5 protein-coding genes are annotated in these 9,831 nt (G+C 69.7%); all 5 read left to right on the top strand.

What is annotated here, in order from left to right; genetic code table 11:
• The first annotated feature begins 261 nt into the window (after positions 1–261).
• Positions 262–1,374 (top strand): tryptophan--tRNA ligase, encoded by a 1,113-nt coding sequence (gene trpS, locus HMPREF9056_RS04465; RefSeq protein ID WP_009403245.1) that lies wholly within the window; start codon positions 262–264, stop codon positions 1,372–1,374.
• Between the two features lie 134 nt (positions 1,375–1,508).
• Positions 1,509–3,683 (top strand): alpha-1,4-glucan--maltose-1-phosphate maltosyltransferase, encoded by a 2,175-nt coding sequence (locus HMPREF9056_RS04460; protein ID WP_301280240.1) that lies wholly within the window; start codon positions 1,509–1,511, stop codon positions 3,681–3,683.
• Positions 3,684–3,694: 11 nt separating this feature from the next.
• A complete protein-coding gene (gene treS / locus HMPREF9056_RS04455) occupies positions 3,695–5,746 on the top strand; it encodes a maltose alpha-D-glucosyltransferase (RefSeq protein WP_253269928.1) in 2,052 nt (683 codons plus the stop codon).
• Positions 5,746–7,380, top strand: coding sequence for a phosphotransferase (locus HMPREF9056_RS04450; RefSeq protein ID WP_009403241.1), 1,635 nt, complete (start codon positions 5,746–5,748; stop codon positions 7,378–7,380). Before treS ends, HMPREF9056_RS04450 begins: the two co-directional genes overlap by 1 nt.
• Before the next feature lie 88 nt (positions 7,381–7,468).
• On the top strand, positions 7,469–9,703 hold the full coding sequence (gene glgB / locus HMPREF9056_RS04445) for a 1,4-alpha-glucan branching protein GlgB (protein ID WP_009403239.1): 2,235 nt from the start codon (positions 7,469–7,471) through the stop codon (positions 9,701–9,703).
• Positions 9,704–9,831: the final 128 nt, after the last annotated feature.

Here is a 9,831-nt window from a genome sequence, read left to right as displayed (position 1 = left end):
CGACACCAAGCACCACCCCACACCACCACCAGCAGACAAACACGCCCACCAAACAACCAGAACGTAACCATCCTGTAACCACCACCCCCACACCACCACCCCGAACAACATCAGGGGCGCAGACGGCGACTTCAGGGTGTTCGCCCCTGTTCTTCGCACTCTTCATCGGATATGTCACGGAAGCCCAGGACGCTGGGACTCACCAACCCGGACCGGCCGCCTCCACACCAGCGTCGAGACCGCACCCCCTAGGATGAGGCCATGACTCAGACTCCTACCGCGGCCGAGGAGGCCCTGGCCAACGCCACCGATGACGCCTCATTGGCCCGATCGATCGCCCGCTCCGCCGAGATCGAGGCCGACATCGCCGTCAACCCCGGTCGCTACCGGATGCTCACCGGGGTGCGCCCCACCGGGAATATGCACCTGGGCCACTACTTCGGCACCATGCACTCCTGGAAAACGATCCAGGACGCGGGCGTGGATACCTGGATCCTCGTGGCCGACTACCAGGTCATCACCGACCGCGACGCCGTCGGCCCCATCCGCGAGCGCGTCCTGTCCCTGGTCACCGACGCCCTGGCCGTGGGCGTGGACCCGCAGCATTCGACGATCTTCGCCCACTCGGCTGTCCCGGCCCAGAATCAGCTGATGCTGCCCTTCCTGTCGCTGGTCACCGAGGCCGAGCTCCACCGCAATCCCACGGTGAAGTCCGAGCTGGAGGCCACCGACGGACGCGCCATGAGTGGTCTGCTGCTCACCTACCCGGTCCACCAGGCCACCGACATCCTCTTCTGCCAGGCCAACCTCGTCCCCGTGGGCAAGGACCAGCTCCCCCACCTGGAGCAGGCCCGTCTCATCGCCCAGCGCTTCGACAAGCGCTACGGGCGGGCCGTCAAGGACCGCCCGGTCTTCCGCCGCCCTGAGGCCCTCCTCAGCGAGGCCCCGATGCTGCTGGGCCTGGACGGGGAGAAGATGAGCAAGTCCCGACGCAACACGATCGAGCTGGGCATGAGTGCCGACGAGACCGCCAAGGCCCTCAAGAAGGCCAAGACGGACTCCGACCGCGTCATCACCTACGACCCCACCGAACGCCCGGAGGTCTCCAACCTGCTGATGCTGGCCTCCCTGTGCGGTGCGGGCGCACCCGAGGAGATCGCCGAGCGCATTGGCGACGGCGGCGCGGGCACGCTCAAGAAGGTCACCACGGAGGCCGTCAACGAGTTCTTCGCCCCCATCCGGGCCCGCCGCGCCGAGCTGGCCGCCAACGAGGACTACCTCCTGGAGGTCCTGGGGCAGGGCAACGACCGGGCCAACGAGGTCGCCAGCAAGACGCTCGACGACGTCCGCACCGCCATGCACATGACCTACTGACGGCCACTCATCACCGCAGAGCCCTGCGGCTCAACCGCTCCGATCGGCCCGGTTCGCGACGCGCGTACCGGGCCGGTCGTCGTCGTGCGGTCGGATATGTGACTCAGGTCGTTTCTCACCGTAGTCTTGCGCTTGTGACTCCTAACACGACGCCCAAGGCCGGCAAGAAGCAGTCCCCCCGTCCCTCCACGTCCGCTGCCGCTCCGACCGACGTGCCCGCGAAGGCACCTGAGGCGGCGTCTGCAACGGCCACAGCGCCCGCAGCGGCCCTGCCCACCGTGGCGAGCACGCCGCAGCCGGCCCGGCACTCACTCATCGGCCGGATCCCGGTCACCGAGGTCTTCCCCGTCGTCGAGGACGGACGCTGGCCGGCCAAGGCCGTCGTCGGGGAGGTCATCCCGGTTCGCGCCACCGTTTTCCGCGAGGGGCACGACCGCTACGGAGCCACCGCGGTCCTGGTTCGCCCCGACGGCAGCGACGGCCCGAGCGCCCGCATGCACGACATCGCCCCGGGCCTGGACCGCTACGAGGCGTCCCTGGCACCCGACGCTCCCGGGGACTGGCGCTTCCGCGTCGAGGGCTGGTCGGACCCGTACGCCACCTGGAGCCACGACGCCGGCATCAAGGTGCCGGCGGGCATCGACGTCGAGCTCATGCTGGAGGAGGGTGCCCGGGTCCTGGACCGGGCGCTGGCCATCGAGGGCCGTGACGAGGAGGGCGTCAAGGCCCTCAACGACGCCGTGTGGATCATGCGCGACCCCTCCAACCCCGTGGACGACCGTCTGGCGGCCGGTCTGGCCGACTCGGTCAAGGCGGCCCTGGAACGCCTGCCGCTGCGCGACCACGTCTCCCCCACCGCCGAGTACCCCCTCCAGGTGGACCGCGAGCGCGCCCTGGCCGGCTCCTGGTACGAGATCTTCCCGCGCTCGCTGGGTTCGGGGGTCAGTGAGGACGGCACCTGGCACTCGGGGACGCTGCGCAGCGCCGCCGAGCGCCTGGACCGCATCGCGGCCATGGGCTTCGACGTCCTCTACCTCACACCGATCTCCCCGATCGGCCTCACCAACCGCAAGGGCCGCAACAACACCCTGACGGCCCGGCCCGGGGACCCCGGCTCCCCCTACGGCATCGGCTCGCCCGACGGCGGCCACGACGCCATCCACCCCGACCTGGGCACCTTCGAGGACTTCGACGCCCTGGTGGCCCGCTCGAACGAGCTGGGTATGGAGGTGGCCCTGGACCTGGCGCTCCAGTGCTCCCCGGACCACCCATGGGTCGCTGAGCACCCCGAGTGGTTCACGGTCCTGGCCGACGGCTCCATCGCCTACGCCGAGAACCCGCCCAAGAAGTACCAGGACATCTACCCGCTCAATTTCGACAACGACCCCGAGGGGATCTACCAGGCCGTCCTGGAGGTCGTGCGCACCTGGATCGCGCACGGGGTGACGATCTTCCGGGTGGACAACCCCCACACCAAGCCCCTGACGTTCTGGCAGCGGCTCATCGCCGAGATCCACGCCAAGTCCCCAGACGTGCTCTTCCTGGCCGAGGCCTTCACCCGTCCGGCCATGATGCGCACCCTGGGCATGATCGGCTTCCACCAGTCCTACACGTACTTCGCCTGGCGCAACACCAAGGAAGAGCTCATCGAGTACATGATGGAGCTCAGCAAGGACACCGCCCACCTGCTGCGCCCGGCCTTCTGGCCCACCACGCACGACATTCTCACGCCCTTCATGACCAACGGGAAGGTGCCGGCCTTCAAGCTGCGGGCCGTGCTGGCGGCCACGCTCTCACCCACCTGGGGCATCTACTCCGGCTACGAGCTGGCCGAGTCCACACCGCGCCCGGGCTACGAGGAGCAGATCGACAACGAGAAGTACGAGTACAAGCCGCGTGACTTCGCCACCGCCCGCCGCAACGGCATCGAGGACCTCCTCACCCGCCTCAACGCCGCCCGGGCCGCTCACCCGGCCCTGCGCCAGCTGCGGGACATCTACTTCCACCCCACCAGCGATGACCAGATCATCGCCTACTCCAAGCGGGTGGACGCCTTCCACAGCCCCACGGGCAGGGATGACGTCGTCCTGACCGTCGTCAACCTCGACCCGCACAGCGCACGCGCCGGCGAGGTCTACCTCGACCTGGAGGCCCTGGGGCTGCCGAGCTGGGTCGACGCCTCACGCCCGGTGGTCAAGGTGACCGACGAGCTCACCGGGGACTCCTACGAGTGGTCCGGGCAGAACTACGTGCGCCTCGACCCCTTCGCCGGGCAGGTCGCCCACGTCTTCTCCGTGGAGCCGCTGTGAGTACGGACCCGATGAACCCAGCTCCGATGCCCGCCGGCAACGAGGCTCCGGCTGCGGCACCGGCCACGATACCCGTTCAGCCCGGCCAGCCGGGACAGGTCGCGCCCTTCGGCCAGCCCGCTCCGGTGGCCGCCCCCATGTCGGCCCCCGCCTCTGCCCCGATGGCGGCGATCCCCACCCCCAGCGGCGGGATCCCCATGCCGATGACGGTGGCTCCGCCGATCCCGGGGGTACCGGTCCTACCGCCCCAAGCCCGCCCCGGCATCAGTGCGGACCCCGAGTGGTTCCGCACAGCCGTCTTCTACGAGGCGCTGCTGCGATCCTTCGCAGACTCCGACGGAGACGGGATCGGGGACCTGCGTGGGCTCATCTCCCGTCTGGACTACCTGGCGTGGCTGGGCGTGGACTGCGTGTGGATCCCACCCTTCTATCCCTCGCCCATCCGCGACGGCGGCTACGACATCTCCGACTACACGGCCATCGACCCCCGCTACGGGACGATGGAGGACTTCCGCGAGCTGGTCCACCAGGCCCACCAGCGCGGGATCCGGATCATCATCGACATGGTCGTCAACCACACTTCCGACGCCCACCCCTGGTTCCAGGCCTCCCGCTCCGACCCCGAGGGCCCCTACGGGGACTTCTACGTGTGGGCCGACGACGACTCCGGCTACGACGACGCCCGCATCATCTTCGTGGACACCGAGGAGTCGAACTGGTCCTACGACGTCGAGCGCGGTCAGTTCTACTGGCACCGCTTCTTCTCCCACCAGCCCGACCTCAACTACCACAATCCGGCGGTCATCGACGCGATCCACGACGTCGTCCGCTTCTGGGCACGCACCGGGGTGGACGGCTTCCGCCTTGACGCCGTCCCCTACCTGACCGAGTCGGAGGGCACCAGCTGCGAGAATCTGCCCGGCACCCACGAGATCATCGCCGGCATCCGCGAGATGCTCGATCGGGAGTTCCCCGGGACCATCACGCTCGCCGAGGCCAACCAGTGGCCCGAGGACGTCGTGGAGTACTTCGGCACCGAGGAGGCCCCCGAGTGCACGATGTGCTTCCACTTCCCGGTCATGCCGCGCATCTTCTACGCGCTGCGCCAGGGCTCGGCCGAGGCCATCCGCTGGGTGCTGGAGAAGACCCCTGACATTCCCGCCCACGGGCAGTGGGGTACCTTCCTGCGCAACCACGACGAGCTGACCCTGGAGATGGTCACCGACGCCGAGCGCGACCAGATGTACGCCTGGTACGCCCCCGAGGAGCGCATGCGCGCCAACATCGGGATCCGGCGGCGCCTGGCCCCGCTCCTGGACGCCTCACGCGCCGAAGTCGAGCTGGCCTACGCCCTCCTGCTGTCCCTGCCGGGCAGCCCCTGCCTCTACTACGGCGACGAGATCGGCATGGGCGAGAACATCTGGCTGGAGGACCGCGACGCCGTGCGCACCCCCATGCAGTGGGACGACTCCCCCAACATGGGCTTCTCCACCGTCGTCGACCCCGGTGCGCTGACCCTGCCGCTCATTCAGGCACCCGGCTACGCGCACCTGACGGTGGCCACCGAGATGGGCAGGCCCGACTCGCTGCTGCACTTTACCCGGCGGATCCTGCACCTGCGCCGCTCCCACCCGGTCCTGGGGCGCGGCGGTTTCCTTCTGCGTCCCACCAGCGACGACGCCGTCCTGGCTCATACGCGCTGCGACGACCCGGATCTACCCGGCGCCGAGAGCCTCCTGTGCGTCGCCAACCTCTCGGCCACACCCCGCTCGGTGACGATCGAGGTGCCCGAGCTGGCGGGCCGCGGCACAACCGACCTGTTCGGGGGCTGCGCCTTCCCCCCTGTCGACGAGGACGGCCGCCTCACCCTCACACTGGGTGCACGCGGCTACTATTGGCTGTCCGTCGAGAGGGGCGAACCGGAGAGCGCGCAGGGCACAGCGGATGCTGAGAACGCCGGGGATGCTGCGGACTCGGCGCGCCCAGCGGGCTCACGATCCTCTGCGATCCCGACCGACGCCTCCTACAGCGACCACGAGCACCACCCCACCGAGGATGCCTGATGCCCACCGATACCACTTCCTCCACCGAGCAGCCACAGGCCCAGGCGCCGGCCGCGGGGAGCCTGCGCAGCGCCGCGGCGCCGTCGACCTGGCCCAGTGACACCGAGATCCTGGCGGCCCTGGGGCCCTGGATGCTTGAGCGCCGCTGGTTCCCGCTCAAGGGGGACGCCGCTCCGCCGTTGGGATCCTTGCGCATCATCGCCTCCTGGGAGCCGGAGACTGGCGTGCGAGACCTCGTCGTCGCCGCCCTCAGGGGAAACCAGGCGGAGACCGGCCACAGCGACGGGATGGTGCTGCTGCACGTCCCCGTGGTCCTGGAGGCCGCCGAGGCCCTGGACTCCTTCGCCACCCCGGGTGAGGCGCCCGGCAACCACGGCCTGACCCTGGAGACCGCCTCCGCAGGCGCACCATCGCGGGTCGCACTCGTCGACGGTGCCCACCACCCCGCCTTCTGGCGCGCCTGGGCCCTGAGTGCCCTGCAGGCGGGCACCGTCCTGGGAGAGACCGGCGCCCTGGCCATCGCCCAGCGCGCCCCGAGGCTACGGGTGACCACCGGGGAGCAGTCCAACACCTCCGTCATCCTTCCGGCCCCCGCCGGCGGCGAAGGCGACAACGCGCCCCTCGGAGAGCAGGACACCGCCACGGGGGACCTCATAGTCAAGCTCCTGCGGGTCCTGGAGCACGGGCGCAACCCGGACGTCGAACTGTCGGTGGCCCTGGCCCGCAGCGGCTGGGACCGGGTGCGCACACCGGTGGCCTGGTCCACCCTGACCTGGAACCGCGTCGGCGGCTGCGGTCAACCGGCCCTGGAAGAGTCCACCGACTCGGCGGTGGCGTGCAGCTTCGTGCCCCGGGCCGACGACGGCTTCGAGCTGTTCTGCTCTCTGGCCTCCACCGACGACGTCGACGGGCCCGTGCGGGCCCGCGCCGTCGACCTGGCCCGCGACCTGGGGCGCACGACCGCGCAGATGCACCATCACCTGGCCGCGTCCCTGGGCACCGGCCAGCCGCCCTCACCGGCCGAGCTCGCCAGCGCCCTGCGCAAGCGCGCCAGGTGGGCTCTGGAGGAGGTGCCCGAGCTCTCCGGCCACATCCGCGCCCTGGAGCTCAGGGTGGAGCAGACGCTGGCGCGGCTCGAGACACTGGACGCCCTGGAACCGATCACCCGCATCCACGGCGACTACCACCTGGGGCAGGTGCTTCACGAGGTCGACGGGCAGCAGCGCTGGTACGTCCTGGACTTCGAGGGCGAGCCCTTGCGCCCCCTGGCGCAGCGCTCCGACCCCGACCTGCCGGCCCGGGACGTGGCCGGGATGCTGCGCTCCTTCGACTACGCCGCAGCTGTCGGCGAGGCGCCCCATCCCGACTGGCTGACCGCCGTGCGCGCCGCCTTCGAGGACGGCTACCACCAGGGGCGCCAGGAGATCGGCCCTGAGGACACCGCGCAGACCGGTTCGCAGACCACGTCACCGACCGCAGAGCAGGCGGAGGCGGCGCACCGAACGGTCCTGACCTGCCTGGAGCTCGATAAGGCCCTGTACGAGGCCGTCTACGAGGCCCGCAACCGTCCCGACTGGCTGAGCATCCCCGTCGCGGGGATCATGTCGGTCCTGACCGAGTGCACGGAGGGCTGAGCACCACACGATCTCATTTCCCCATCATCCCCATCGGTTCGACGTCCAAAAGCACCCGCTAATCACTGACGCATGGAAGAGTTGCTGTATGAGCGCCAACACCCCTGAGAAGGACCTCAGTTCCGTCGCCCCGGCCGACCTCGCCCCTGTCCCCGTGGACCCCTGGGTTCTGGCCGACGTCGCCCACGCGCGCTACCACGACCCGCACGAGGTCCTGGGCGCCCACGTGGGCGAGGACGGGGTCACCGTCCGCACCGTCCGCCACCTGGCCGACAACGTCGTCATCATCACCAAGGACGGCACCTACCCGGCCACCCATGAGCAGGACGGCGTGTGGGTCGCGGTCCTACCCGGCCAGGAGGTCCCCGACTACCGCATCAAGGTCACCTACGGCGATGAGACCACCACGGTCGACGACCCCTACCGCTACATGCCGACCCTGGGCGAGATGGACACCTACCTCATCGCCGAGGGCCGCCACGAAGAGCTGTGGGAGGTCCTGGGCGCCCACGTCAAGCACTACGACGGCCCCATGGGCGAGGTCGAGGGAACCGCCTTCGCCGTGTGGGCCCCCAACGCCCGGGCCGTGCGCGTCGTCGGCGACTTCAACTACTGGGACGGCACCGCCACCGCGATGCGCTCACTGGGATCATCGGGCGTGTGGGAGCTCTTCGTCCCCGGCGTGGGGGTCGGCGCCCGCTACAAGTTCGAGATCTGCTTCGCCGACGGCTCCTGGCACCAGAAGGCCGACCCGGTGGCCCGCGCCACCGAGGTCCCCCCGGCCACCGCCTCGGTGGTCACCGACCAGTTCCACGAGTGGGGGGACCAGGAGTGGATGGACAAGCGTGCCACCACCGACCCCCACAGCGGCCCGATGAGCATCTACGAGGTTCACATCGGCTCGTGGCGCCAGGGCCTGGGCTTCCGGGGCCTGGCCGAGGAGCTGGTCCCCTACGTCAAGGAGGCCGGATTCACCCACGTCGAGTTCCTGCCCGTGGCCGAGCACCCCTTCGGCGGCTCCTGGGGCTACCAGGTCACCAGCTACTACGCGCCCACCTCGAGATTCGGCACCCCGGACGACTTCCGCTACCTGGTGGACCAGCTCCACCAGGCCGGCATCGGCGTCATTATGGACTGGGTGCCCGCCCACTTCCCCAAGGACGAGTGGGCCCTGGCCCGCTTCGACGGCACCCCGCTGTACGAGGACCCCGACCCGCAGCGCGGCGAGCACCCCGACTGGGGTACCTACGTGTTCAACTTCGGGCGCAACGAGGTGCGCAACTTCCTGGTCGCCAACGCCTTGTACTGGCTCCAGGAGTTCCACGCCGACGGCCTGCGCGTCGACGCCGTGGCCTCCATGCTCTACCTGGACTACTCGCGCCAGGACGGCCAGTGGCACCCCAACCAGTTCGGCGGCCGCGAGCACCTGGAGGCCATCAGCTTCCTCCAGGAGGCCACCGCCACCGCCTACCGCAAGAACCCCGGCATCCTCATGGCCGCCGAGGAGTCCACGGCCTGGCCCGGCGTGACCGCGCCCACCGAGTACGGCGGCCTGGGCTTCGGTCTGAAGTGGAACATGGGGTGGATGAACGACACCCTGCGCTACCTGGCCGAGGACCCGGTCAACCGCCGCTACCACCACGGCGAGCTGACCTTCTCCCTCGTCTACGCCTTCTCCGAGCAGTTCATCCTGCCGCTGAGCCACGACGAGGTCGTCCACGGCAAGGGCTCCCTGCTGTCCAAGATGCCCGGAGACCCCTGGCAGGAGCTGGCGGGACTGCGCACCCTGTACGCCTACCAGTGGTCCCACCCCGGCAAACAGCTGCTGTTCATGGGCCAGGAGTTCGGCCAGGGAACCGAGTGGAACGCGGACAGCTCCCTGGACTGGTGGATCCTGGACGACCCGGGCCACCAGGGGCTGCTCGCCCTGGTCGGTGACCTCAACCGCCTCTACCTGAGCTCGCCGGCCCTGTGGTCGGAGGACTTCTCCCACCGGGGCTTCGAGTGGATCGAGGCCGGGGACGGCGACCACAACGTCCTGTCCTACCTGCGCAAGGGGACCGACGCCGATGGCAGGGCCGACCTCATGGTCTGCATCATCAACTTCGCCGGCACCCCGCACGAGGGCTACCGGGTGGGCCTGCCCTTCGCCGGGGACTGGGAGGAGGTCCTCAACACCGACTCCGAGGAGTACGGCGGTTCCGGCGTGGGCAACCTGGGCCACGTCGAGGCCGAGGACCTGCCCTGGAACGGGCGCCCAGCCTCTGTGCGACTACGGGTCCCCCCGATGGGCGCGGTCTTCCTGCGGCCGGCGAAGGACTGACGCAGGACTGAGACGGTCTGAGACCACGCACTGCGGTGGGGTGGAGGCACGCGCCTCCACCCCACCGCGGCCTCTGAGCCAACTAAGTGATCAGAACCTTGAACTCAACCCGGCACTACCACCTATGA

Source organism: Actinomyces sp. oral taxon 170 str. F0386 (assembly GCF_000195595.1).
Classification (GTDB): Bacteria; Actinomycetota; Actinomycetes; order Actinomycetales; family Actinomycetaceae; genus Actinomyces.
This window is presented reverse-complemented; position numbering and strand designations above follow the sequence as displayed.